Annotated in this window: 22 protein-coding genes and 6 pseudogenes; 15 read left to right on the top strand and 13 right to left on the bottom strand. The window is 54.8% G+C overall.

From position 1 onward, the window contains the following. Positions 1-122: 122 nt before the first annotated feature. Complete coding sequence (locus ACR0JI_RS21115) at positions 123-1,070, bottom strand: LysR family transcriptional regulator (RefSeq protein WP_480473598.1); 948 nt, start codon at positions 1,068-1,070, stop codon at positions 123-125. 128 nt (positions 1,071-1,198) lie between these two features. Here ACR0JI_RS21115 and ACR0JI_RS21110 point away from each other — a divergent pair, with 128 nt between their 5' ends. The 7 genes and pseudogenes from ACR0JI_RS21110 to ACR0JI_RS21080 all read left to right on the top strand — a co-directional run bounded on the left by ACR0JI_RS21110 (position 1,199) and on the right by ACR0JI_RS21080 (position 8,596). Continuing rightward, the gene (locus ACR0JI_RS21110) at positions 1,199-2,203 is read left to right on the top strand and encodes a TAXI family TRAP transporter solute-binding subunit (RefSeq protein ID WP_480473597.1); all 1,005 of its coding nucleotides are present in this window, start codon (positions 1,199-1,201) and stop codon (positions 2,201-2,203) included. Positions 2,204-2,292: 89 nt separating this feature from the next. After that, positions 2,293-4,506, top strand: coding sequence for a TRAP transporter permease (locus tag ACR0JI_RS21105; RefSeq protein WP_480473596.1), 2,214 nt, complete (start codon positions 2,293-2,295; stop codon positions 4,504-4,506). Position 4,507: 1 nt separating this feature from the next. Next, complete coding sequence (locus ACR0JI_RS21100) at positions 4,508-5,746, top strand: NAD(P)/FAD-dependent oxidoreductase (RefSeq protein WP_480473595.1); 1,239 nt, start codon at positions 4,508-4,510, stop codon at positions 5,744-5,746. Between the two features lie 28 nt (positions 5,747-5,774). Then, on the top strand, positions 5,775-6,518 hold the full coding sequence (locus tag ACR0JI_RS21095; protein WP_480473594.1) for an aspartate/glutamate racemase family protein: 744 nt from the start codon (positions 5,775-5,777) through the stop codon (positions 6,516-6,518). Positions 6,519-6,674: 156 nt separating this feature from the next. Further along, positions 6,675-7,076 (top strand): annotated as a pseudogene (locus ACR0JI_RS21090) (IS110 family RNA-guided transposase); the annotation flags it as partial. Positions 7,077-7,221: 145 nt separating this feature from the next. Continuing rightward, complete coding sequence (locus tag ACR0JI_RS21085) at positions 7,222-8,121, top strand: sterol desaturase family protein (RefSeq protein WP_480496518.1); 900 nt, start codon at positions 7,222-7,224, stop codon at positions 8,119-8,121. Positions 8,122-8,212: 91 nt separating this feature from the next. Next, complete coding sequence (locus tag ACR0JI_RS21080) at positions 8,213-8,596, top strand: IS110 family transposase (protein WP_480496515.1); 384 nt, start codon at positions 8,213-8,215, stop codon at positions 8,594-8,596. 347 nt (positions 8,597-8,943) lie between these two features. Here ACR0JI_RS21080 and ACR0JI_RS21075 read toward each other — a convergent pair. The 4 genes and pseudogenes from ACR0JI_RS21075 to ACR0JI_RS21060 form a co-directional block, all read right to left on the bottom strand. Beyond that, a pseudogene (locus ACR0JI_RS21075) lies at positions 8,944-10,181 on the bottom strand (IS91 family transposase). A gap of 12 nt (positions 10,182-10,193) precedes the next feature. After that, positions 10,194-11,080: pseudogene (locus ACR0JI_RS21070) on the bottom strand (tyrosine-type recombinase/integrase). Positions 11,081-11,309: 229 nt separating this feature from the next. After that, a complete protein-coding gene (locus tag ACR0JI_RS21065) occupies positions 11,310-12,179 on the bottom strand; it encodes an SDR family NAD(P)-dependent oxidoreductase (RefSeq protein WP_480473592.1) in 870 nt (289 codons plus the stop codon). A gap of 38 nt (positions 12,180-12,217) precedes the next feature. Further along, positions 12,218-13,030, bottom strand: coding sequence for an SDR family oxidoreductase (locus tag ACR0JI_RS21060; protein ID WP_480473591.1), 813 nt, complete (start codon positions 13,028-13,030; stop codon positions 12,218-12,220). 171 nt (positions 13,031-13,201) lie between these two features. Between ACR0JI_RS21060 and ACR0JI_RS21055 the strand changes: the two genes are divergently transcribed. After that, on the top strand, positions 13,202-14,104 hold the full coding sequence (locus ACR0JI_RS21055; RefSeq protein ID WP_480496513.1) for an AraC family transcriptional regulator: 903 nt from the start codon (positions 13,202-13,204) through the stop codon (positions 14,102-14,104). A gap of 13 nt (positions 14,105-14,117) precedes the next feature. Further along, positions 14,118-14,429 carry an inositol monophosphatase family protein gene (locus ACR0JI_RS21050; RefSeq protein ID WP_480496512.1) on the top strand — a complete coding sequence of 104 codons (312 nt, stop codon included), beginning with the start codon at positions 14,118-14,120 and terminating at the stop codon, positions 14,427-14,429. Positions 14,430-14,753: 324 nt separating this feature from the next. Here ACR0JI_RS21050 and ACR0JI_RS21045 read toward each other — a convergent pair. From ACR0JI_RS21045 to ACR0JI_RS21035, 3 genes and pseudogenes are all read right to left on the bottom strand, one after another. Further along, positions 14,754-14,858, bottom strand: a pseudogene (locus ACR0JI_RS21045) (IS5/IS1182 family transposase); the annotation flags it as partial. Positions 14,859-15,174: 316 nt separating this feature from the next. Beyond that, on the bottom strand, positions 15,175-15,321 hold the full coding sequence (locus ACR0JI_RS21040) for a GDCCVxC domain-containing (seleno)protein (protein ID WP_480496520.1): 147 nt from the start codon (positions 15,319-15,321) through the stop codon (positions 15,175-15,177). 76 nt (positions 15,322-15,397) lie between these two features. Continuing rightward, positions 15,398-15,721 carry a hypothetical protein gene (locus tag ACR0JI_RS21035; protein WP_480473587.1) on the bottom strand — a complete coding sequence of 108 codons (324 nt, stop codon included), beginning with the start codon at positions 15,719-15,721 and terminating at the stop codon, positions 15,398-15,400. A 98-nt stretch (positions 15,722-15,819) separates the two neighbouring features. On the opposite strand from ACR0JI_RS21035, the gene ACR0JI_RS21030 reads away from it, so the two are divergent. The 3 genes from ACR0JI_RS21030 (at position 15,820) to ACR0JI_RS21020 (ending at position 18,006) form a co-directional block, all read left to right on the top strand. Then, entirely contained in the window at positions 15,820-16,209 is a 390-nt protein-coding gene (locus ACR0JI_RS21030; protein WP_480473586.1) for a MerR family transcriptional regulator, read from the top strand. A gap of 504 nt (positions 16,210-16,713) precedes the next feature. Continuing rightward, positions 16,714-16,920 (top strand): cold-shock protein, encoded by a 207-nt coding sequence (locus tag ACR0JI_RS21025; protein ID WP_480496510.1) that lies wholly within the window; start codon positions 16,714-16,716, stop codon positions 16,918-16,920. A 72-nt stretch (positions 16,921-16,992) separates the two neighbouring features. Beyond that, a complete protein-coding gene (locus ACR0JI_RS21020; RefSeq protein ID WP_480473584.1) occupies positions 16,993-18,006 on the top strand; it encodes a fatty acid desaturase in 1,014 nt (337 codons plus the stop codon). Here the strand turns inward: ACR0JI_RS21020 and ACR0JI_RS21015 are convergent. The 3 genes from ACR0JI_RS21015 to ACR0JI_RS21005 form a co-directional block, all read right to left on the bottom strand. Beyond that, on the bottom strand, positions 17,998-18,246 hold the full coding sequence (locus ACR0JI_RS21015; protein ID WP_480473583.1) for a ParB N-terminal domain-containing protein: 249 nt from the start codon (positions 18,244-18,246) through the stop codon (positions 17,998-18,000). The genes ACR0JI_RS21020 and ACR0JI_RS21015 overlap by 9 nt on opposite strands. Before the next feature lie 73 nt (positions 18,247-18,319). Then, a complete protein-coding gene (locus tag ACR0JI_RS21010) occupies positions 18,320-19,009 on the bottom strand; it encodes a hypothetical protein (RefSeq protein WP_480473582.1) in 690 nt (229 codons plus the stop codon). 183 nt (positions 19,010-19,192) lie between these two features. Then, positions 19,193-19,981 carry a hypothetical protein gene (locus ACR0JI_RS21005; protein WP_480473581.1) on the bottom strand — a complete coding sequence of 263 codons (789 nt, stop codon included), beginning with the start codon at positions 19,979-19,981 and terminating at the stop codon, positions 19,193-19,195. Positions 19,982-20,589: 608 nt separating this feature from the next. Here ACR0JI_RS21005 and ACR0JI_RS21000 point away from each other — a divergent pair. From ACR0JI_RS21000 to ACR0JI_RS20990, 3 genes and pseudogenes are all read left to right on the top strand, one after another. Continuing rightward, positions 20,590-21,291: pseudogene (locus tag ACR0JI_RS21000) on the top strand (IS6 family transposase). Between the two features lie 250 nt (positions 21,292-21,541). After that, positions 21,542-22,030 carry an outer membrane protein gene (locus ACR0JI_RS20995; protein WP_480473579.1) on the top strand — a complete coding sequence of 163 codons (489 nt, stop codon included), beginning with the start codon at positions 21,542-21,544 and terminating at the stop codon, positions 22,028-22,030. Positions 22,031-22,739: 709 nt separating this feature from the next. Next, positions 22,740-22,946 (top strand): annotated as a pseudogene (locus tag ACR0JI_RS20990) (transposase domain-containing protein); the annotation flags it as partial. A 223-nt stretch (positions 22,947-23,169) separates the two neighbouring features. On the opposite strand, the gene ACR0JI_RS20985 reads toward ACR0JI_RS20990, so the two are convergent. Further along, positions 23,170-24,138, bottom strand: coding sequence for an autotransporter domain-containing protein (locus tag ACR0JI_RS20985; RefSeq protein ID WP_480473578.1), 969 nt, complete (start codon positions 24,136-24,138; stop codon positions 23,170-23,172). A gap of 9 nt (positions 24,139-24,147) precedes the next feature. Then, a complete protein-coding gene (locus ACR0JI_RS20980; RefSeq protein ID WP_480473577.1) occupies positions 24,148-25,119 on the bottom strand; it encodes a SphA family protein in 972 nt (323 codons plus the stop codon). Positions 25,120-25,418 lie beyond the last annotated feature (299 nt).

Raw genomic sequence — 25,418 nt, 5'->3', positions numbered from 1 at the left:
GGACGCTTGAGCAATTTGAGGGCTCCGCGCCCGGCGCGCTTGCCCAGACCGAAACCGAGGAATATGAAAGCCAGACCCGCAGACTCACGTTGTGAATGAGGGAGCCTCGGGGGGCAGGTCAGTTAATCTATCCCCACTACAATAGGTTTGGCTTTCACCTCTTCCAACATCGACAAAACTTCGGCTTTCCAACCCGCTTTGATCTTCAAAGCCAATTGAGACGGTGGTCGGTGGTCGGGCACAAGGGTTGCATACTCGTATCTTAGCGGTTTTTCGAACGGTAAGAATACAACCTTTCCATTAGACAGGTTCAGCTCTTGTTCAGTGGCAACGGTCAATGGGTCCATGATAGAATAACACTGTCCTGAACTCACAAAGGGTATCAAGGGAAGAAAGTACTGACAGGTCACCGTTGGATTGTAATTCGCGGATACATCCTGAAACTCTTGCCTAATTTTGCGCTGAAACGGGTGCGCGGCATGCAATCCCCCCATCGGGGCTCCGTCAAGATCGGAAATGGAAACGGTCATGCGCGAAGCAAGCGGGCTGTCACGATCAACGGCGCAAAAACAATCTGCCTGGATCAGTTCTGTTGAATACTGAGGCTCTTTCCCGGCCGAATACTCGAAGTCTGCGAAGCCGAAATCAATATTCTGCGTGCCCGCTAGCTCCATGATCTGAGGCGAACTGCGCGTAGATAATGTGATACGTATCTCGGGGTTCTCGCCGACCGATTGGCTGATGAAACGCGGGAAAAGAAAGGCGGACGGGCCTGGCATTGTCGCGATATTCAGGCTGCCGGAATGCCCCTTGATCAATCCTTCCATCGTGCTGGAAATTGTCGCAAGGCGGTCCAGAATGCCTGCGGTTTCGGCCAAAAGGTAATGTGCTTCGGGGACAGGTACCAATCGCCGTCCCTTTCGCTCGAACAGTGTCAGGCCAAGGGTCTTTTCAAGATTTTTCAAGGCCAGACTGATCGCAGGCTGGGTGCGGTTCAGTTTCCTGGCGGTTTGAGAGATGGAGCCGGTCTCCATCACCTCACGGAAAACGGTCAGCTGCGTAAGGTTCATGAGTCATGTATAAGCTAAACTATAGTTTTGTGAAATATAATAAATTTGTCTTTATGCAATTTGCCTCTACGCTTGCAGGATCGAAATTCGGCCAAACCGAATCTGACCATCCAAAAAGGGAGATGATGATGAAATTTGTGAAATACTTGACCGGACTGGCTCTGGCGGGCGCGCTTGCCGCCCCTGCGCTGGCGCAGGACCCAACGTTTTTCCGCATCGGGACCGGTGGTGCAGGCGGAACCTACTTCCCTATCGGAGGTACCATCGCAAACGGTATCTCCGCCCCTCCGGGCTCGCGCCCCTGTGAAGAAGGCGGCCAGTGCGGTGTTCCGGGCCTGATTGCAATCGCACAATCCACCACCGCTTCGGTCTTCAACAACGCCGCTGTTCAGAACGGAGAGCTTGAGGCCGGTCTGGCCGCTGCAGACGTCACCCGTTCGATGTATCTGGGGGAAGGCAAGTTCGAAGGCAAGCCGCATCCCAAGCTGCGCATTGTGGCAAACTTGTTCCCGGAGGATCTGCATCTGGTTCTGCCTGCAGGACAGACGATCAATGATCTGGGCGATCTGGAAGGCAAGCGTGTAGGTATCGCGCAAGCCGGTTCCGGTACACAAGTTGCTGTGCTGCAGATGCTGGATGCCTGGGGCGTAAACCGGGACAATATGGATGAGGCCGAGCTGAACAACAGCCAGAGCGCAGAGCGTTTGGCGGATGGTCAACTGGACGCCTATTTCTATGCCGCAGGTTGGCCCGTTGCGGCGATGGTTCAACTGTCATCGACCAAGGGCATGAACTTGCATTCCTTCAGCGACGAAGATCTCGCGAAGATCAACGAGATCATCCCGGCCTATATCCCCTCGGTCATTCCGGGTGGCGTCTATGAAGGGATCGACACCGAAACCAAGACCCCTGCGGTTAGCGCGATGCTGGTTGTCTCTTCGGACCTGTCCGAAGATCTGGTCTATCAGCTGACCAAGGCGCTTTGGAATGACAACACGCGCAAACTGCTGGACAACGGCCATGCCAAAGGCAAGCAAATCACACCTGATACGGCACTGGACGGCGTAGAGGCACTGGGTGTTCCGCTGCACCCGGGGGCCGAGAAGTTCTACAAAGAAGCAGGCCTACTTTAACCTACCACTCACAAAACTGACCTGCAGATGCGATGCCTCAATGGGGGCATCGCACTGTCAAAATGCACCAATATGACAGGGAGGCCATCATGTCCGAGACCCAGCAACCTGATGACCGCGAACTGACGGCCGAAGAACTGGCCGCAATTGAGGAACAGTTCGACGAAGGTGCCGCTGTACGTGAAGTTTCGCCCACCACGGGCAAGGTATTGCGCGTCGTCGCCCTGATCTTTGCGTTCTACGAGTTTTTCACCGCTGGGTTCGGCCTGCCTGCGGACCATTGGCACATGGGTATCTACTTGGCCCTGCTGTTCATCCTGGTTTATGCCACCATCCCTATTATCGGCGCCAAGAGCCTTTATGCACTCAAGGTCAGCCGGTTTCGCATTGGGAATGTCCCTCTTTACGATTTGGTTTTCATGGCGCTTGGTATCGTTGCTGCGCTTTATGTTGGCGTTGCATGGCGCGGCATTCCCTTTCTTGGGATCGAGGAACAGACATTCCGCATGGGTAACCCCAACACCTACGATGTGATATTGGGTGTGATCATCATCCTGCTGGTACTGGACATCGCGCGCCGCACTTTGGGCTGGGTGCTGCCGCTGATCATCTGCGTCTTTATCTCATACGCCCTGCTTGGGCCGTACTTCCCCGGCTTGTTGCAGCATCCCGGTGTAAACTTCAAAACCTTCGTGTCGTCGATGTACTTTCCGCAGGAAGGCATCTATGGCGTCACGCTTTGGGTCGTTTCGACCATCGTCTTCCATTTCGTTTTGTTTGGTGTGATCGCGCAGCGCACCGGGTTGGGAAAGTTGTTTATCGACAATGCCACCATTCTGGCGGGTCGCTATACAGGTGGTCCGGCCAAGGTGTCGGTCGTATCATCGGCTTTCTTTGGAACGATCTCAGGGTCCTCGGTCGCCAACACGGTTTCAACCGGCGCGCTGACCATCCCGAACATGAAACGCCTGGGCTACCCCGGCCATTTCGCGGGCGGGGTCGAGGCTGCTTCCTCGGCGGGCGGCCAGATCACGCCGCCCATCATGGGGGCCGCGGCCTTTATCATGGCCGAATTCCTGGAGGTGCCTTACACCACTATTGTCATTGCGGCGATCTTCCCAGCGCTTCTGCACTATATTGGCGTCTTCGCGGTTGTGCACTTGATGGCGCGCAAGCTGAACCTGAAGGGTCTGACAAAGGAACAATTGCCGCAACTCAAGGCTGTCTGGGCTGAAGGTTGGGCTAATATCGTGCCCTTGATTGGCCTGCTGGTGGTGCTGTTTACCGGTTACACGCCATTCATGTCTGCCTTCTGCGGCATATCGCTGGCGGTGATCGCGGGTATGTCGCGTATCAAGCAGCCACCAACGCTGATTTACGCGGCGGCGTTTCTGGCCTTTGTGTTATGGAAGTTCTCGGATGGCGGGTTCGACCTGACAATGACCGCGATACTCTGCGCGCTGTCTGTGACTGCCACACTGAACCCGCAAAAACGTATCGAAGTGCCCGAGATGCTAGCTGCTGTCGAACTGGGCGTAAAATACTCGCTGGCGGTGGGTGCCGCTGCCGCCGCTGTGGGTATCGTTGTGGGTGTGATTAACACCACTGGTATCGGCTTTCGTATCGGATTTATGGTCACGCAAGGGGCAGGTAATCTGGCGGCGGATCTTTATAATATGATCTCGTTCGGCAGCTTCCAGCTGTTTGCAATCGAAGACCTGCAACTGTTCATCTCCCTGATCTTCATCGCTGTCGTCTGCATTTTGATGGGGGCGGGTATTCCAACCACCGCGCTTTACATCATGCTGGTTTCTGTCGCGCAGCCCGCGCTGGCCCAGTTGGGTGTTCCGCCCATCGCAAGCCACCTGTTCGTGCTCTACTACGGCGTGGTGTCCGAAATTACGCCTCCGGTCTGTACATCGGCTTATGCGGCGGCTGCGATCGCCAACTCAAATCCGTTCCGCACCGGGCTGTCCGCGTTTACGCTCGGGTTGGGCAAGGTGATAGCGCCGATGGCATTCGTCTATGCACCGGTTTTGTTGTTCGTGTCCTCCACCGGGTTCGATTTTTGGGAGTTCACATACACTGCGGCAAGCTGCATAGCGGGGGTCATCGCCCTGTCCGCGGCGGTCGTCGGTTATTGGCTGCAACCGCTCAACGTATTGTCTCGTATTCTGATGGGTTTTGCCGGGATCATCTTCGTAGCGCCCACGATAACGGCTGACCTGATCGCGCTGGCAGTAGCGTCACCCGTGATCGTTACGCAGTTGATCGCCCGCACCCGAACTCAAGCAACGGCCTGACATGTCTGAACGTGTAACCATTATCGGCGCCGGGATCGTCGGCATCTGCTGCGCCCTGTCATTGCAGGAACGTGGCAAAACCGTGCGGTTGATTGACCGGGGAGAGCCCGGGCAGGAGACCTCATTCGGCAATGCAGGTGTGGTGTCTCCCTGGTCGATCATTCCCCAGGCCGTTCCCGGCATTTGGAAGAAACTTCCTCAAATGCTGTTGGATCCGAAAAGCGCGTTGTCGGTCCGGACATCCTTCTGGCCGAAGATGATCCCGTGGGGGCTACGCTTTCTGGGTAAGTCCAGCGAAAAGACTGTGCGCGAAGTTTCGGATGCGATGGAGGTTTTGTGCCGTCCGTCCATTGATCTTTATCGTCGGCACTTGCAAGGCACTGGGCACGAGAACCTGATCGTCGACAGCTACTACATTCACGCGTTCCGCAATCCGGAAGAGGCCAACCTAGACGGGCTTGGCTATCTGATCCGTCGGGAAAAAGGTGGTGAGTTGGAGCGTGTCGACGGTACTGAACTACGGTGCCTGGAACCTGCACTGTCCAATGAGTTCAAGGCTGCAATCGTGATCAAAGGCCAAGCGCGCGCAACTTCACCGGGACGTTTGGGCGCTGTTCTGGCCGAAAAAGCGCGTACCCAAGGTGCCGAATTCGTGCGGACCGAAGTCACCAAGATTAGTCGCGCCGGGGAAAGCGGATGGCAGATTTCCACGTCGCAAGATTCGTTGCACGCGCACCATGTTGTACTTGCCGCCGGGGTGTGGTCTGCCGACCTGCTGAAACCCCTCGGACTACCGGTACCGCTTGTGGCTGAGCGGGGGTATCATATCGAGTTCCCGAGCCCTTCGGCTGTGCTGAACAATTCCGTCATGGATGTGGATGCAAAGATCGTCGCAAGTTCGATGTTGGGCGGACTGAGGGTTGCCGGCACGGCCGAGTTTGGCAGCGTAGACGCACCAGCCAACCCGCGAAAAGAAAAGATACTGACCGATCAGGCCAAATCTTTGGTGCCGGACCTTGATACAGGTGGGGCGAAGTTCTGGATGGGACGGCGCCCCTCATTTCCTGACAGCCTGCCTGCGATTGGGCCGCTCAATGGCAAAGACGGGCTCTACGTTGCGTTCGGGCATTCTCACTACGGCCTGATGATGGCACCGAAAACGGGGGAACTAGTGGCGGATCTCGTGTCTGACCGCAGTCCAAATATCAGTTTGGACCCATTCTCGCTGGCCCGATTTTAGATCTCTAAGTCAAAAGGACCCAAGTACCATGCCAATTTACGAAGGTGGTCAAAACATCTGCGGGGCTTCGATCGGGGTTTTGTGCCTTGAAAGCTATTTCCCCAAACCGCCCGGACACATCAAGAATCCGTCCAGCCTTCCGTTTCCCGTGCTCTACGAAATGATCGACGGCATCACCGTCCCGACCCTGCTGAACAACCCATCGCCTGAGTTGCTTGCCCCCTTTGTTGAGGGCGCAAAACGCCTTGAGGCCGAGGGCGTTCGCGCCATTACGGGAAGTTGCGGGTTTCTGGCTTTGTTCCAAAAGGAACTCGCCGCAGCCGTTTCCGTGCCTGTCTTTGCATCGAGCCTGATTCAGGTGCCCCTCGCCTTCCATATGACCGGAGCCAAGGCCCCGGTGGGTGTGCTGACTGCAAATGCGTCAGCCTTGACACCAAAGCATTTCGAAGGCGTCGGAGCCGCCGGTATACCCGTCGCGGTGCAAGGATTGGAGGACACCAGCGAATTCGCTGAGGTGATCTTGCGGAATACACGGACCCGCATGGACACCGATGTGATCGAGGCCGAAGTCCTTGGAGCAGCACGGCGACTAAAACACCAGACACCGGAAATCCGGTCGCTGGTACTGGAGTGCACCGATTTGCCGCCATATGCCGCGCGTCTTCAGGAAGAGCTGCAGCTTCCCGTTTTTGACCTTACGACATTAGCACAAATGGCGCATTCTGTAGCGGTCCGGGTACCTTACTCTGGAATGATGCCATGGCAACGCTGACCGCGTCGTGCTTTTAGTGGCGAGAAATGAATTGGACCACCGTTTCGTCAAAAGACGAACGCGCCCGATTCTGGGCTCCGGTTCTGAAGGTGTAGACGCCCGCGCTGGCCTCGGTGTGCCATCTTAGGTTTGCAAACAACCTGAATGGAGGCGTCTATGGGAGAGATTAGCATGATTGGCCTGGATTTGGCGAAGAACGTTTTCCAGGTGCACGGAGCGGATGGATCAGGTTATCTTGTTCTTCGGAAGAAATTGCGCAGGGGTCAGGTCCTTGAGTTCTTCGCAAAGCTGCCGCGTTGCGTGGTTGTAATGGAGGCCTGTGCCAGTGCGCATTATTGGGCGCGCAAGATCAGTCGCTTGAGTCACGAAGTCAAGCTGATCCATCCGGCCTACGTGAATCCATTCGTCAAATGTCAAAAGAACGATACGGCCGATGCGGAAGCGATCTGTGAAGCTGCAAGCCGACCAACGATGCGCTTTGTTGCCGTGAAAAGTGAAGAGATCCAGGCGTCCGCAATGGTTCTGCGGGCCCGGGAGTTGCTGGTTCGGCAGCGGACGTTCGCTGAAATCTGCTGAACGGCAGAGTTGCGGACCCAAGCTGCCCTCTGATGGTATCGCTTGAATGTCTGCGTTACATTGGAGCGGTCGTCGCCTAGAACAGCTTGCAATTCTATCGCGACAGAAACCCGAATAGTGGATGTTCATGTCCGACACAATCCTTGCTGCTGAACCAACTATCCGCCTTATTGCCTTCTTATCCGTCCTGGCGGCGATGGCACTTTGGGAAGTGGCCGCACCCCGGCGAAGACGGGATATTCCGCGCGTTATCCGATGGACAAACAACCTTGCGCTCGTGGTGCTCGACACCGCCATCCTGCGGCTGACCTTTCCAATCCTCGCAGTTGGTCTCGCAGCTATGTCCGAGGATCGCGGATGGGGGCTCTTCAACAACATCGAGGCGCCGGTTTGGGTTGCCATCGTGGCCTCCATGCTGCTTCTCGATCTCGCAATCTACCTTCAGCATGTGATGTTCCACGCCGTACCGGGGCTTTGGCGTCTGCACCGGATGCATCACGCCGACCTCGATTTTGACGCGACCACTGGCTTGCGTTTCCATCCGGTAGAAATTCTCATCTCGATGGGGATCAAGCTGGCGGTTGTAGCAACCTTGGGGCCGCCCGCTGTCGCCGTGCTCCTGTTCGAGGTGATCGTGAACGCTACTGCGCTCTTCAATCACGCAAACATTGACTTGCCGCGTCCGGTGGATCGAATACTTAGATGGATCGTCGTCACTCCAGACATGCACCGAGTCCACCATTCCGTTGATCCAAGCGAGACCAACTCGAACTTTGGGTTTAATCTACCGTGGTGGGACCGACTTCTAGGCACTTACGTTGCGCAACCCGAGATGGGGCATAAGGGCATGGAAATCGGCATCGAGCAGTTTCGCACACGCCGAGACCTCTGGCTCGACCAAATGCTGATTCAGCCGCTGCGCGGCCCGGCGAGCGGAGGTGCCCTCGACACCCCGAGCCAACGGAAGCGATCTTCATCTGTCTCGTCCGGGCAAACCAAGCTTGGCACTGACCAAATAGACCAATAGCGTTGAGACTGTAGCGCGTGGCGTCTGTCCCGCTGATCCCCAGGGCGTCGCGGGCTGGTTTCGCAACCGCGAACTTACGCCCCGACGGATCGTGCATGAAAGCGGAATGTTGTCGATCTTGTTGCAGCGCGGCCTCGCCGGTCTCGGTCTGCCTGCGACCTGCATTGTTGCCCTCAAGGCGCACAAGAGCTTGTCGGCACGGCTCAACAAGTCTGACGCCACCTATGCCGAAGGATTGGCGCAGCTCGCCCGAACCGGCTGGTTCACTGCGGTGCATATCCGCAGCGAAGAGGTCGACCGGCTGCGATGCCTTGTCGGTGCCCTTGAAAGGCTGATCCGGCAGCGCAAAGACCTCGAAGGTCACATCCGTGGCGTCCTCAAAACCTTCGGCATCCGTATGATCGGTATTGGCCATTCTCCATCGAAACTCTGGCGACGGACAGCATTTTATCACAACGTGCTGCACTGCCTCTGAGGTCTGGTTAGATGAAGATTTTCTGATGCGGGCCAGGGTGTGAGGTTTCGGCTTGGCTCGACTGTGGCCCGCGTTGGAAAATCTCTCAGGGAGGAAGCCGCGGGGTCTGGGCGCCACTTATGGGGAAAGAGCGTTTTCGGCTGACTTTGTGCCGGCGATGGACGCGGAGGTGTTGGAGGTGAAGGCTGCCGATCTCAGTTTCTGCCTGTGACTTTGGTCTGGCTTCAACCCTTGAAAGAACTGTTTTGCGCCGTCCTCGCAACGTTTCGAACAGCTACAGACAAGCGGTCTCGGCCGGTGTAGCTGAGGCAACCGGTCTGCGGTGGATGAGATGAACGGAGGTGTCGTCATGCTGCCTGCCTTCTCGGTGGCGCGCGAGATCGTGGCACCTCGCCACGCCGGAACGTCTCGATAATACGCATCGGGCCGCCGCAATCCGGGCACGGCTCGCGCAGGGTGAGCGGGATGACTTCGGCGGAGGGTGCGTCTTCCTGCCAGACCGTTTCCGCACCGAGCAACGTGCGGACCTTCGCGATGTTGGTCTTGCGGGCGGCACTTGCCAGCAGGCCGTAGTGCCGGATGCGATGGAAGCCGTCCATTGCCCGGCAGGCGATTTGGCGGAGCCAAATCTGCCGAGAGGGGGCAGGACATGGATCAGGAACCGGCGGATGAACTCAGGCGTGGCCAGTCGCATGACTTTCATTCTGTCCCCGCGTTTAATCCGGTAGTCCTTCCATCGAAAGGTCACGGTGTCGGTATTGGCACTGACGAGGCGGCTGTTCGAGATCGCCACGCGATGGGTGTATCGGCTGAGATAGGCCAGCACCGCCTCGGGGTCACCGAAGGGCGGTTTGGCATAGACCACCCATTCGGATTTGCGGAATGGCCCGAGCCAGGCGGTGAAGTTGTTCGCGTTCTCCAGCTCGGCCAGATCGCTGAAGAAGGCCAATTGACCGGCACGGTGCAGGTCCATCAGCCCCTCCAGAAACAGTCGCCGGAACAGCCGGGACAGGACGCGCACATGCAGGAAGTAGCCGGGGAGACATGCGACCCACCGCGTACCGTCCGGTGACAGGCCGCCGCCGGGGACGATCATGTGGATATGCGGATGATGGGTGAGTGCCGATCCCCAGGTGTGCAACACGCTGGTCAGGCCGACCTTCGCGCCCATGCGCTTTGGGTCAGCCGCGATGGTCATCACTGTTTCGGCTGATGCGCGGAACAACAGCCCATAGACCGCCTTCTGGTTCCAATAACCGATGCGGGCGATCTCGGCAGGAATTGTGAAGACGACGTGGAAGTACTCTACAGACAGCAAGTCTTCGGCCCGCGCTTCCATCCAATCGCGCGCCGCCGGTCCCTGGCACTTGGGGCAATGCCGGTTCTTGCACGAGTTATAAGCGATGTGCTGATGGCTGCACTTGGTGCAGGCCGCCACATGCCCGCCGAGGGCCTCTGTCCGGCAGGTTTCGATCGCCGACATGACCTTCAGCTGGCTCAGGCCGACATGCCCGGCATTGGCCTGCCGCCACGCGGGGCCGTATCGACGAAAGATGTCAGCGATCTCCAGTTTGGGACGGGGCAAAGCCCTGTCACGTCACTCCAGGCTTCGCCGCAGCGTCTGATCTTGCAGATTTGCCAGCATCTCGTAGGGGCTGATGGTGTCCCGGATCATCTTGGTGGCGACTTTGGTATATTGGGCGGTGGTCGTCAGTTTGGCATGACCAAACAGCACCTGAATGACCCGTACATCCGTCCCCGCTTCCAGAAGATGCGTGGCGAAACTGTGCCGCAGGGTATGCAGCGTCGCGGGTTTGTTGGTCCCGGCCATGCGCTTGGCCGAGGTGAAGGCGCGGTTTAACTGGCGCGGCGAGATCGGGTTGATCTTCGGCTTGCCGGGAAACAGCCAGCCCTCGGGCCTTGCCTCAAGCCAATACTCACGCAATAGATCGAGTAGCCCGACCGACAGCATCACCTTGCGATCCTTCCGCCCCTTGCCCTGCACGACATGGATCAGCATCCGGTCGCTGTCGATGTCGCCGATCGTGAGATTGCAGACCTCCGATGCCCGCAGCCCGGCGCCATAGGAAATACTGAGCGCGGCACGGTACTTGAGTCCGGGACCGGGCGCGACGGCCAGAAGCTCGGAAACCTCTTCGACGCTGAGCACTGCGGGCAGTTTGCGCGGTTCGGTCCGGAACTGCATGTACCGCTTCATCTCCTCGCGCCCGCAGGTCGTCGAGAAAAGAAGCGCAGTGCGGTGATGCGCGCAATGTAAACCGACGGCGAGACCTCGGCATTCGTCATGTGAAGCTGGTAGGCCCGAAGCTCCTCCGGCGTGGCCGTATCGGGCGAGCGCCCCAGAAACGCAGCGAACTCCTTCAACGCACGAATGCGCGCACGTTGGGATTTGTCTCCCAAACCCCGAATACGCATGTCCTCGATCATCCGCTCGCGCAGCGGCGTGGTTCTCTCCTCTGTCATCGGAACCTCCTGTCTGTCGACTGAGAAAGCCCCAATCGTCAGACAGGTTGATCAGTTCGCAAAATGCCCGGCTTCAGGAGTGACGCACACCATCGGCAACAAGCGCCATTGCCGCGCGAGCGGCTTCGTCCAGAGTCCAAATGTGCCTAACTCTGCGCTTCGTATGAATCTCCGCTAGGTTTATAGACGAGGTGTGAGCTTTGTTGCTTGGGTAACAGTTTCACTTGCTCTATCCACGACCTTTCGTTTTGTGCGACTTTTCCGAGGCCTCGTGCGCCGCAAAGGCATCAGCATAGTCGGGATGCCAGCGTGAAAGAGCCGGGCGATTGTTGATTATGTCACCCGCAGCCCATTCAACGCGTTTGCTGTCGCGCTCTTCGGACACATCGTTGTCCGGGCAGAGAATGTAGAAATCTCCGGCCGACATGCGCTTCAGCAGGTAGTCGATTGTCTCTTCGCTTGTCCAGGCGGCAGCAGGTTTTTCCGGCATGAATTTCTGAATCATGCCGGTATAGGTGAACCCCGGTACGAACAGGTGAGTGGTAATTTCCGTCTCGGTCTGTCGCAATTCGTGCGCCAGCATTTCCGTCATGACCTTCACGGCGGCTTTGCTGGTATTGTAGGCGGGGTTTCCGGGTGGTGTGGTGATGCCCTGTTTTGACCCCGTGTTGATTACCACAGCGGGGCGCGCCGCTTTGATCATGCGCGGCAGGAAAGCATGCACGCCATTCATGACCCCAAAAAGATTGACCTCTAGCAGTTTGCGCCAATTCTCCGCGTTTTCCCAACTGCTGGTCGGCAGCGCGATACCGGCATTGTTCATTAGGACAGCTATCTCGCCGAGCGCAAAAGCTTGATCCGCCAAGGCATTCACGGCGGTGGTGTCGGTGACATCAGTCGGAATTGCCTGAACAGTTGCGGACGAGCCGGCCAGATCGCGCAATTCCGCCTCGGCTCTGTCTAATGCCTCACCAGCCAGGTCGACCAGCACAACCCCCAGACCGTCTTGTACAAAGCGTTGGGCTGCGGCTTTGCCCACGCCGTTTGCCGCCCCGGTTACAACGGCCAAGCCGCCTTTTTCAATTGCTTCGCTGTACATGGATCATCAGCTCTTTCTGTGAACGACTGAGTGGCCCTTCAGGGTGCCATCTTTTCCTTGAGACCACCGATGAACGTCTCGTCATCTTGTTGCTTACGCGCAACGAGCAGCTCTTCAGCATCAGGCCCTGCGCGAAAGCGCAGGCGGTTTCCGGTCTCGTTGGCCGCATCCCAAATGACCTTTGCGACAGTTTCAGGCGCAGAAGGGTTCGCGGCCAGCTTGCCAAACAGGCGCCCCATGGCTTCAGCCATTGGCGCGTAGTCCGGCAGCTTCTCATCCATGGCGAAATCGAAAGAACTGCCTCCAAAGTTGGTTCTTATCATGCCCGGTTGGACAATTCGGACCCGAATGCCAAGGGGCTCCAGCTCGTAGTGTAGTGACTCCGAAAGCCCCTCAACTGCAAACTTTGTGCCGTGATAAAGCGCGCCAAGTGGAAATGTGATCTGCCCACCAATGGACGAGATATTGATAACCGTGCCCGACTGGTTCTGACGGAAATGGGGCAGAACAGCCTTGGTCACTTCCATCAACCCAATCACGTTGGTATCAAACTGACGCCGAATGCGATCCATCGAAAAGGCCTCTAACGCACCGTAGGCGCCATAGCCCGCATTGTTCAGCAAAACATCTATCTGCCCGAACCGTTCGATGCCTTCGCCTACGGCCTTTGTAATTGAACCCGAATCCGTCACATCCAGTTGGGCCAGATGTACGTTTTCTAACGCGCCGAGCTCGGGGCCATCCGTGGGGTTGCGCATCGTGGCGATGACATTCCAACCGTTTGCTTGGAAATGCCGGGCCGTCGCTGCGCCAATTCCCGACGAGGCCCCGGTGATAAGAATCGTTTTCATATCTCAAATCCCTCACTTCCTATAGTCACGATAATCACCAAGGCAGGATGAATCTTTCAATATTCTCCAGTTTTCTTGCACAATCCTCCACAATCCTCCACAATCTGAAGTTTTGGGTAAGTGTTTGCATTGCTCCCGTGGTAAAGATGGGTCGACCCACAGGAGGCATTCATGGGACCTCGGGCGTTATTGGACTACGTTCTCGTTCAACTTGATCACTCAGGCGTCACGCACGGTGTGTTGACACATAAGGACGGTGGGACGGTATTTCTCACCCATCCGGCGATCACCCAACATGACGCAAATGTCTACCGCCCGCTGTTGTGCGCGGTCCTGCAAGGTGCAAAGGAGGTTGGGACCAGCTCCAGAACGCTTACCGTGCGGGCCGGGCAGTCACTGATCGTCAGCAACGCGCTGCCCGTTGTTTCAAGGATCACCGAGGCCACGCCCGATCTTCCCTATGTCGCGCTCGTATTCCCCCTTGATCTGGATCACCTTCGCGCCCTAGCTCCGGCCTTGCCGCAGTCAACCACCCACCGTGTGTCGGATCCGTTTTCTATTTGCCTCGCACCCACTGGTGATGACATGCGAGACGCCTTGTTGCGATATTTTCGCCAGTGCGAAACCGAAGAGGAACGACACTTGCTGGCGCCGATCACGGCGCGGGAAATCCACGCCCGCCTGCTGATCGGGCAACATGGTGGCACGCTTCGAAAACTGGTGTGGCACGAGAACACGGCTAGCCGGATTTTTGCGGCGACGAACGAGATCCGATCAGAACTGGGCAAACCCCTTGCCGTGAGAGAGCTTGCCGCTCGTGTGGGGATGAGCAGTTCGGCCTTCTTCGAACAGTTCAAAGCAGTCACGGGAACCTCGCCGCTGCAATACCAGAAAGATCTGCGTTTGCTTCATGCCCGCAATGAACTTCAAACCACCGGCGCAAAGGTCTCTGAGGTTGCCTACGGGGTAGGATACCAAAGCTCGGCTCAGTTCTCGAGAGAATATGTCCGCAAATTCGGATGCTCACCAAGACAGGATCGAGATTCCGAATTCAAGTTGCGAGCTAGCGAGTGATGCGCTGGTCCTATTGGGACGATCCGCGCGCCACGGCGCCGACGACTATCTCGATCAAGTCCAGAGACTGATCGACCATGGCATGGAATATCGTCGAAACGGATCTGCCGCTTATAGCTTGCTTACCGTTGCCGCTGGACGGGCCGATGCGTTTTTTGAAGCACATCTCAATCCTTGGGACGCCATTGCCGGAATGCTCATTGTGGAGGAGGCAGGCGGCAAGGTCGATTTCCCCCCATATTCCGAATTCATTGAAAGAGGGGGGGCTGTCTTGGCCAGCAATTCCAAACTTCACGACCTGACAAAAGCAGCCATCTACGGGTAAGATGATTTCGGAGCCGCTTGCTATCTATACCTACCATAAGTTTCAAACGGCTTTGTCGCAAACTTTTGGCTATGCAGTCGAAATGACCACGTGACAGGCCCAAGCCTCACCCCTCTCATTCACACACAAACAACTTGGCAATGCCGTTGCAACAATTACCTGTAAGGTCGTCTTCCGCTTCAGAAGCTATCGAAGAATCTCTCCTGCAAAGGGGGTGAGGCAATGTAATCCTTTGAGTTGGGGTTGCATCCCCAAGGATGGCTTTGTTGCACAGATCAGGGCTTGAGCGCGCTTCCCCTTTCCCTGGACGGACTTTTACAATTCCATCTCAGGATCAAAGCAGATCGATAGCGAACCACGCTGCCTAAGCGCCGTGTTGTACGAAGGCCAGTTCCTGGTCTTGTACGTCTTAGCGGACCAACTGCTCATACCTCATAGCTACCCTACTGGATTCAAACAGGGAATCCCTCACGCCAATTGTGCAACAAAGCCTTTCGGAAGTAGAGAAGACCGGGAATGTCAGCTTCACGGCTTTAACCAACCGTTCGTACGCGATGCGGCGAAATAGCGTTTCGAACCCAACCTGTGCCCTGGATTTTATTGGTGCATGCGCTTGCAGCAGGAACAACGCTGCAACTGCCGAATGTCTTGTGCGGCCAAGCAGCGGAAAACCTGTCATTCAAGCAAATCGCCGCGATGCTCGCGGCGGCAGCTCACAGTTCGCTCAACAAAGCCATCCTTCGCTTCATCTGCAACAGCTATCGCCTAGCTGAATTGGTGGACACGGGACCGTGGCATATGAACAGTAAACACAACAGTCGCTTTCCAATGGCTTCAAAACTGTTTTGCACGATTTGCATTCATAGAACCACTGGCAAGCATCCGTTGGCATTTCCTCGGATTCGCTGTGGCCGCATTTCGGGCAAGTCAGGGTGCTTTCCAGGACTACAGTTTGTTTTGTCATAGTCTCACATCTTCATGATCAGGTAATCGTTAATCCGTGCCTCGTTAAACACAACGGCCCAAGCCACGCCGGTGATCAGAGTCGTTCCTGCAAGCCGCCATTTCAACGTCGGCAAGGAACCGCGCTGATAAGATACCAGCCACGATATCGCGACGAGCGCCGTTGAAATCGTCAGCACATAGTAACTCGCTGCGGCAAGCTTTCCAAAGATTGCCAACCAACTGCCGCCCAGCCCCATTAACATCACTATCATGGGCAAAACGCAGCAAGTCGCGACGCCAAGTGCTGATAGAGATCCCAAGTAGCTGAGGCTAAGGTATTTCTGCATTCCGTTTCCCTCATGAACCATGACGCGCGGAGTTGTGGAGACAGCAACTTCTCGTATAACTTCTGTAGCCACTACAGGATCAAGGCAGGAAATCTCACATGTTTGCGATTGGGGAAGCATCCCGGCAAAGCGGAGTCGGAATTGAAACTATCCGCTATTACGAACGCGAAGGGATCGTGCCTAAACCAGAAAGAGCATCGAATAATCGACGCATGTACGCCGCGCACGATGTTGGACGGCTTCGTTTTCTACGGAAGTGCCGAGACTTGGGTTTTTCGCTTGCCGATGCAAAGGTGCTTCTCAACCTGTCCGAAGGTGATAGCGAGGATTGCCAATCCGTTAAGGAACTGGCCGAGCTTCATATCTCCAATGTGCGTATGAAGATACACGAACTTAAGCGATTGGAGGCCGCCCTGAATGAACTTACGGCCAACTGTAACATCGGGAACGTTTCTTGCCCGATGCTTGCGCAGATACGGACCTACTAATTGCACTTTGAGGCTCGCAGTCGCCCTATGCCAACGCAGCATGACCCAAGATTCGGGCCGCGCAAAATCTGCCGTTCATTAGAGAGGTCAACTCGTTGATTTAGCAATGTTTCCACCAATCAATGACATTTGTGCCTAGCCGCGGTGTTCTTGTAGCGCGCGGTGAATTCGGACAGTCAGCCCTACCTGCCGTATCTGAGCAATCAATTTGCTGCATACGCACTCGGCAGGTTTTATCACAGAAGCCGACTTCTGATTTCCGAACCACAGAGCAATAATCCTGCTTATCGTTGTCCTAACTTGGGCTAGGCAGACGCAGATCTTCTGTTGCTTTCCATTGTATCAAGACTTGTATCGTGTGTACGCTAAGCCCATATACACAAGGCTCACGTTTTTCTTTTTCGACCTGCTGTCTCCCAAATTCGGCGTTCAGTCTTTCGATTCAGACCGACCACGCCGAGTCGCCGCAATAATGCGGGCGGCAAGTATTAGGAGACTTCGACCATGGCAAATGGCACAGTAAAATGGTTCAACTCGACCAAAGGTTTTGGCTTTATCGAACCTGAAGGTGGCAAGCGCGACGTGTTCGTGCATATTTCAGCACTTGAACGTTCCGGCATCAACGAATTGAAGGACGGCCAGAAGGTTACCTTCGACGTCGAAGCTGGCCGTGATGGACGCGACAGCGCCGCCAACCTGGCACTCGCATAGCCTGCTGCGGGCACCCTTCTGGGGTGCCCGAATGCTCAGGGGGTTCCTCAGAGTCGTTGGAGAACAAGTCAGTTGCAACAGCAGGAATTGACCCGGGCGCTCGCGCAATACCGTGTGCCTGATACGAAGCGTAGCGTTTTTGAGCTGGCAATCACCGTCATTCCCTTTTTCGCGCTATGGGGCGCAGCGTGGTTTGCGTTATCTTTTAGTGTCTGGGTCGCGGTTCTACTGGCCATCCTGAACGCCGCATTTCTGGTGCGTCTCTTCATCATCATGCATGATTGTGGTCACGGATCTTTCTTTAGAAACCGCACCGTTTGCAATTGGACCGGTCGGGTCCTGGGTGTTCTCGCCCTCACACCCTATGACGTCTGGCGGCAAAGCCATGCGATCCACCACGCCTCAACCGGCAACCTTGATCGGCGCGGGATGGGCGATATCCCTACGTTGACTGTAGAGGAATACCTGAAGCGAAAGTGGGCCGGTCGTGCCGCTTACAGGTTAATACGGAACCCCTTCTTCCTGTTCTGTATCGTACCGGTCTACACGTTCTTTCTTCAAAATCGCTTGCCCTTTGGTTTCATGCGGTCAGGCTGGCTGTATTGGGCAAGTGCAATGGGAACAAACGTCGCGATTGCGGTGGTCCTGGCTCTGATTTTTTGGACCGGAGGCATGGATGTACTGGTTTATGTATTCCTGCCAACCATGATCGTCGCCGCGTCGATTGGTATTTGGCTTTTCTACATTCAACACCAGTTTGAACACACGACCTGGGAGCGGGAAGAAGGGTGGAATCTTCAGAACGCAGCATTCTATGGAAGTTCCCACTATGCCCTGCCAGGTATCCTGCGGTGGTTCTCTGCCAATATTGGTGTGCACCATGTTCACCACCTTGCCAGCCGCATACCTTTTTACCGGCTTGACGAAGTTTTGCGCGACCATTCCGAGTTGGAAAATTGCCAGCGTATTACTTTGTTCGAGAGCTTTCACTGTGCACGATTGCATCTTTGGGATGAAGAAGGTCAGCGCCTGCTGGCATTTTCCGAGGCTTTGTCGAACGCCAATCTCAAAAAGAGTTCAGTGTAGTCTGGCACGGACCAAATAGGCTTCAACCGTATCACCGCCTAGGGCGCGAATGGCCTCTAGTCGGTGAAGGCCTTCAATCAGCACGAACCGCTTGTTGTCCGCACGTATCTGGATCGGCGTCTTCTGGCCATTCTTCAGGATATCTTCTGCCAGCGTCAGAACCTTTTGTTGATCAAGTGTTTTGGCCCGTTTCACAGGTACATAGATCAGGTCGAGCGGATATGGTTTTTTCTCCAACATAAGCTACGTGTGCGCCTTTCTTGCGTTTATTCCGGTTCGAAGTTCGCTTCAAAGGCAGGCGCTGGAACGTGCGTCATAGAACCGAACGAACAGCATCGCGCAGCTCCTGATGCATGATCCAAGTCGCTGGTTCATCGTCACTTTTGACGTGAGAAAATGCCAATACCTGAGCGGCGCCATCATTCTGTGCCGATCCGGCTTCGGGAAGCTCGAGTTCCAGATATTCTGCAATCAATAGCCCGATTTTCTTGAAGACCTTGACGGACGCCTCGCGCGATTTGTAACCAGCTGCCTTAGTTAACTGACCAATGCTCAGTCCTTCCTTGCCTGCGATTGTAAGTGCTTTGAGCATGGTGACCTGCGCAGTGGAGAGCCTGATCTGGCGCAATGCTTCGACATATTCTCCTTCACTGGGAATGAAGTTGCCGGAGTTCGCCTCCAAACGACGTCGAGCGCTGCGTTTCCTGTCTCGCTCTTCGAGAATTTCTTTTAAGGCTTCAATGGCCAATGACGGTGTTTCGCCAACTGCATCAGCAATCAAACCTTGCGTTTTCGCTGGTGGCTTGGGGAATGCGCGCGCAACGCTGTTACCGCTCAGAATGCCAGCCTTAATCAAGTACTTTCCAAATTCTACTTCGATCACTTCTGATACGTCAGCGTTCCGCGTCTTGCGAACACTGCGGTCCTGAAATGCTCTTTGTTCCAGACCACGCACTGACATCTTTGAGTCAGAAAGGGTCACTTGAGGGGCATTTTTACGCATCAGAGAAACACCACTACAATTACCGCTGCAACAAACACTGCTAACGCTATAGATATCTTAATCCCGTGGGACCGGCGACGCGCCTTTTCGGCTTTGATCCTTTTGCCAAGATTTTCGTCAATCGAGTTATGGTTCACGGCTTGGTCCTTCCGGATTTGTCAGGCGATATTGATTTCCACGAACCTATTTTCGTGGAATATTTTCGGCGCACTTATCGTTCTGTCGTGTGAACGGCCGATTGCACTCCCAACCATCACCTCTTCGATTCAAATGAGCGTTTGAAGGAACAAGGATCGCAACGCACCTGTCCCGGTTTGCGCGAAAACCGCGTTCGCATTTCCATCCAGAGTAGGAATCTGGTTCAAGATACGCATGCTGTGGAACAGCCACAGGCTCACAGCCGCTCTCCGCTGCGTTGTAACCTCTGAGGCATACCCAACCATCCGAGCTTTTTTTATCGCTCAGGCGACCGTTTTTTGGGACTTCTATTGCAACACAATCCTGGTTCTCCTTACGAAATCCCCAGTTGCAGTGTATTTCCTGTGCGCCAAACCTGGTTTCGACGTATCCATTTTGAGGTGCAATCAGTTCTTCGCATTTTTCTTCGACACGCTGGAACAGCCGATTGCACTCCCACTGATCTCCGGTTGATGCAAGATAGGCATTTTCAGGAACTCTTATTTCCTCACAGAGATCTCCGACATTCTGAAAACCGTGATTGCATTCCCAGCCACTGCCATAGGAGCTACCCGTCAAATATGCGTTTTCTGGTAAGTCTGTTCTTTGGCACGATCCATTCTTGTTTTCGAAACCTTCGTCACAAACTGATCCATCGGCATTGCCTGCGACTTGGGCAGGAAGCTTTGTTCCTGAGAGCGACACCAAAAGTGCCGGGATCAAACAAAGAATGCAGCGCGTAAACACGATGAATGACTGATTGAAACGGAGCCTGAGACCTGATCTATCGGCCATCAAGCACGCAATTAATGAGCCATGTGCTGTTCATACGGCGCCTTCTTTCATGGGTCACGCGATGACTGGTGCATGTCAGGTGACAGTTACGAATGCTTGCGAGGAACGAGCTCATAGCGAAGACCCCAGCGAAACCCGTTCCTGTGCTGGGCACATGCTACAATTAGTCTGAAGGCCATTGGATCATCGAAGCCGGCAGCATCGCGACGACGAGTAATTTTCACCAATGCACTTTAGTGGTCCTTAGCCAGCATAGAGTCAAGGAAGTTTCCCTCGTCGCAACGCTAACTCCACTAGGGCAGATAGTTTTTGAAACGGCATTGCCAAGTTATTCGGCGAGATTGTTGAGGCTAGATATTGCGCCGGGCGCCGGGCTTGCGTTGGATCACAGCGAAGTGATGTCACCAGTCATAGATCACGCTGCCGGATTTGTGGTGTGACAGCTCGATGATGCGATCGTGGGCACAAACGGTCGGGCCTTCCGCCAAAACGACCAACCGTTCCGTGTAAACATGCCGGCAGATACAGCAGTTTATGAGGCTGGCCGGGCCGCTGTAGCGATTGCGCTCGAGGGTGACCATGATACGATTTAGACGTAGGTGACATCGATGATTTCGTCATCGATCAGCTACAGGCGCCACCGATTTCCACCTCAGATCATCGCGCAAGCGGTGTGGCTGTACGTTCGCTTCAATCTGAGCCTGTGGGAAACTGAAGAGTTGATGCTGCAGCGGGGGATCGATGCTTCTTACGAAACCGTCCTGCGTTGGTTCATCAAGTTCGGGCCGGCGGTAACTCGAAACCTGCGGCAGAGACTGAACCGTCCTGGCGATGTCTGGCATCTCGATGAAGTTGTTGTGAGACTCTATTGTCGCAAGTATTGGCTTTGGCGCGCGGTCGATCGGCATGGAATCGTGCTGGATGAAATACTCCAACCGAAACGGGACAAACGGGCTGCAAAACGGCTGTTACGCCGCCTGATAAAGCGTCTTGGTTTCACTCCCAAGCGGATCATCACGGACGTGCTGCGCTCGTATGGTGCCGCCAAGCGAGAGGTCGCGCCGGGTCTGGAGCATTGGTCGCACAAGGGCCTCAATAACCGCGCCGAAAACAGCCATCTCCCATTCCGAAAGCGAGAAAGGACAATGCAATGCCGTCGCTCTCCAGCAGGGTTGCAAAGGTACATGGCGACATACTCCGCAATCCGCAACCGCTCCAGCGTCCCCGCTCGCCGCCGCTCCGCCTGAACAATTCGATATCACCGCCTCGAAGCAATTGACGCCTGGAATGCCGCCACTCAAGCAGCCTGAATTTTATTAAACAGTATTCTTTGCTTGATAGCGAGCTAACGTAACAACACCGGGCAGGTCAGTTTTATTCAGATAGGAAGGTTCAGTTCGGTAACTGTAACTTACAGTTTCGAACCTCCAGAATGTTCTCAATCTTCCACAGTTAACCAGAGGACGGTTAACAAATCTCATACCGTCGGATCTCAAACGAACAACTCACCGAGGTAAGACAATGTCTGGAAGAATGGTAATAAAACCCGCGGCGATCGCAATGACCACAGTGATGGCGTTCACCTCTGTTCCTGCTTTCGCAGCAGACTGGAATGGCAGCTACATCGGAGCCCGTTTTGGCTATGGGAACCTTGCAGAGGACTTGGACGGCCATGGCGACTTGGTTGGACTTCATGTGGGTCGCGATTGGGGAATTGACGGTAGTTGGGTAGCTGGTCTTTCAGTTGACTCTAGCTACTCCAATGTTTCCGCAGGTATTGGCGACTTGGACAGCTTGAGCCGCATCAAAATTCGGGGTGGCTACTCTTTCGGAGACACCTTGGCCTACGTAACGACCGGCTCAGCTTACGCTGCGAGTAGTGCAACCAATGACGAATGGGGATATACAATCGGCATTGGATTGGAGCACCGCATTTCTAATAACGTTTCACTATTCGGCGAAATTCTTGAAGACAGGTTTGACACATCCGGCGGAGACAATAATTTTAGTGTCACCACTGCGACATTCGGTTTGAACTACCGTTTTTAGGAGTGGCAAGCTAACCAAATATATCCCGACTTCACATAATTTATGCGTAGTCGGGGTAATTGATTCTAGGGTCAGGATTCACAACCAGTGTCTGACGTCAGTGCTAATGGGACAGTTTAGGTTGATTTGATAAGAGAGGATTTCTGGCTCATCGTAACCACCAAGGAGTGGAGATGAGAAAGAAACCCGGAACCAAGCAGAGCCACAGTGAGAAGGTCGTAAAGGACATTCGTGGTCCTCCGTTTCCTAAACATAGCGGTGGACCAGTTCAGTGGGGGAGGCTCGGCCGAAAGCAGAAGTTGGGCCAGCGCGGTCAGAGCAGTTGCCTTCTCCTCCTGCGTAATCTGCATAATCGGATTGGGATGAAAGGGTAGCGGCAGCTGCGCTGGATCGATCCTTCGTTCCGGAATCATACTCGGCCTCCTTTGTCGTTTCCTCTTCGAAACGCTTCGCCGGAACCCCAGGGACGCGAGAACACCATGAAGATCATTAAGCGCAGCAATGGAAACCAGCGGGACGCCCAAACTCAGGGTCGAACACACTGCCGCGTCAAGAACCCACTCCGGCGCCATGATCGCGCTCCAAAGCTACGTATTGTCCATCACCGCGCTGGCGGGATTGAAACACCCGGATATCTGAACCGAAATAGGCATTCCATCCGTAACGCACACGGGAAAGCTGCCCGACATGGGCAGAATGAACGGGTACTGCCCCTGAACAGGAAAACGCGCTCTTCGCCGGACACGACGCGGACGCCGAAAACCGGGGCGTCATCGCCTCGCTGATCGAAACCTGCAAGCTTAACAACGTCGATCCACATGTATATCTGACCGCAACGCTCTCAGCCATCGTCAACGGCCACAAACAAAGCCAGATCGACGATCTCTTGCCCTGGAACCTCGCTGCCCACGTGTGATCGAGTTACCGTTTACGTTTGAAATCCAAAAAACCGGGATCTCTATGCGGATCGCGGGTTAACGTGACAACACCTGCCATCAGCCAAACAGGCGCTAACTCAACGAAGGCCATAGGTCAAAAGTTTGCAACAGATCCAAAAACTTACAAGATTCATAGATTTGGATTCCCAACGGGGAAACCCACGTCCGAACATTGTCTTAAGTTCAAAGTTGAGCGCGACGCTAAAACCTTAGGCCCAAGCCTATGGAATAACCGTCAAAATCCTCGGCGATTACACCACTCAGCATTATCCGCCCGGCCTGAACCAATGGAACACCAATTCGGCTTGCGTCGAACTCGATGCCGACACCAGCAGTTGCCAACCAATCGGTGTCCAGAACCTTTGCGGCATCCCCTCGATAGTACACCAGTCCAGCATCCAGAACTAGGTGCGTGGGCAAGTTGAAGAACCTGACATCTTTCAAAGGATAGCGATGGCGAGAAAAAAGCGTCGTCTGGTTGGAGTTGGCCTTGGCCCCACCGGCTTGTGGTTCGTCAATTGGGTGAAACTCCAGAAACGTTTGGCGAAATCGGTATTCTGCCTGCCAAAGGCCAACCTGGGTCTCCTTGAATACGGCGACAGATGCCCCTAATCCCAGTGCATTCAGGTTTCCGTCAACTGAATCCGCCGACTGCGAATTGACCGGAAGCAACGGGAAGTCAATAATTGAAGCATCAGCCGTAACATGGCCGAATGATACATGCCCGACCGGACGAATGCGCCAGTCGTTTTTCAACGGAAACTCCCAGCCTAAACCAAAGGTTGCCGCTACACTTGCCCAGGTCACGTCCACATCGACACCAGGTGCAATTTCTGGAAAGAAAAGCACCGGGTTGTATTTCTGATAAGCCACAAGCCCTTCAAGATATAAGCCATTTTCGAGCGGGTGATACCCGCCTCGGAGTTGGCTTGATCTAAGGCTTTTTGTGTCGCCTGTTGCCCTTAGAAAAGAAAAAGAAGACATTGTTTCGTTTGGGGTGGCAGCAATACTCAAAACTGACAATGCTGCGCGTGCCGCCGCTTCTGAAGCATCCGGATCAGTACTTTGCGCTGTCGCAGCACAGCCTACACTCATAGCCAAAATCGCCACGCAGGCACGATCTTCTCTCATTTTGCCTTTGAAGGTAAACGATTCACCGAATGACCTCATGCACTCCGGTTAAAATGCGTAGGCAAGCGACAGCAGGGTCGCGAAGCCTTCCGTCGTGTTTCGGTTGTCAAATTCCTTCCCCATGCGCAAGGCGATCTGAGCGCCTGGAAGATCTTTGGGTTTCCAGACACCTTCAGCTCCGATTAGGTTGATCTCATATTTTGAGGGATTGCCTCCGGGTGTACCGCTTTGCTTTGAAACTTGGAATGATCGTGCCGCCAAAAGCCCCAGACTGAAGCCCCGGGCGACTTCTTTTCCAAAAGCAAACTCCAATGACAGGACGTCACCTGGGCGAATATCGGTGGTTTTCTGGCGTCCGAACGTTTCGTAACGTGCCTGAAACGTTGCCGCCCAAGGCAGGCTTGCGTCCTGCTGCCATGTTGATCCTACGAACAGCATGTGGCTCCAAAGGCCCTTGCCGGTGTTGGTGCTTCCACCCGCTTCAAATTCTCCGGTTGGGGCCCAAAAGGTGTAGGATGTTTGAAAGTGCCAGGTATTGTGATGCCACCCCAACGCGATTGGTGTGACAACTGTGTCTCCCAGATGGTAGTCTGTCCCCGACCCGGGTTCAGGCCGCAATATCTGATCTCGGTAAGTCAGGACAACGCCTGCCGCATAATCGGCCCCGAGTATCCTGACGTCACGAAAAACATATCTGAAGGTCAACCGGGCCGCGTTGACTGTGGGCGTTGGTGCACCGATGTCATCTCCGTTGTCATCGACATAACGTTGGATATCGTAGTTGATCCACCCATTTTCGATTACCCTAGTTCCCTGAGGAGGCAGTACAGCAGAGGTTTGTCCCAACCCGCCACCCAACCCGTAGCTTCCCGCAATTGGAAACTGAGCCGCCGCTGTGCCGCCGATTATCGAAGCTGCAATGAATGTCAGAGCGCCGAGAACCGCTGAAACCTGTGTCGAAACAGGGAAAAATGCACGTGCTGAAATTGAAGATGGGACAACTTGCCAAAACCGCTTCATAATGGAACACCTCGCCGCCTTTGTAAGGCGATCATAATCAAATTTGTTTATTTGTTAATAGGCCGTGACTTGCTCCCCAAGGTCGTTAACTATTTTCGTTAGAAACAGTTGAGTGGCACCGACGGCAGCCTCGACCATTTGACGACCGCAAATTCAATCAATGTTCCTGGTTGTTTTGCATGGTTTCAATTCCCTTGCTTGCCGTTGACTGTTGATTTCCGCTGAGAAGTGACCCGGTAAGCCAGATAATTTTCACTGAGAATTGACCCATGTGAGCACATTGCCCCGACGTTTTCGTT

Source organism: Ruegeria sp. N10 (genome assembly GCF_056531545.1).
This window is presented reverse-complemented; position numbering and strand designations above follow the sequence as displayed.